Genomic DNA, 264 nt, shown 5'->3' with positions numbered 1-264 from the left:
CCTGAAGGAACGTTGAAGACGACGACGTTGATAGGTCGGGTGTGTAAGTGTAGCGATACATTGAGCTAACCGATACTAATGAACCGTGAGGCTTAACCTTACAACGCCGAAGGTGTTTTGGCGAAGACAGACATCAGTTTCAGCTTGATTACAGATTACATCAGAACGCAAGAAGCGGTCTGATAAACAGAATTTGCCTGGCGGCTGTAGCGCGGTGGTCCCACCTGACCCCATGCCGAACTCAGAAGTGAAACGCCGTAGCGC

At 50.4% G+C, this 264-nt stretch carries 2 rRNA genes; both read left to right on the top strand.

Features of this window, described 5'->3' with window-relative positions:
* Window positions 1-100 (top strand): 23S ribosomal RNA (locus NNO03_RS22610); the annotation flags it as partial.
* Between the two features lie 96 nt (window positions 101-196).
* Window positions 197-264 (top strand): 5S ribosomal RNA (gene rrf, locus NNO03_RS22605); the annotation flags it as partial.

Source organism: Citrobacter sp. Igbk 16 (assembly GCF_028069755.1).
GTDB lineage: Bacteria > Pseudomonadota > Gammaproteobacteria > Enterobacterales > Enterobacteriaceae > Citrobacter.
Note: the sequence above shows the minus strand (reverse complement) of the source record. Positions and strands in the feature narration are given on the sequence as shown.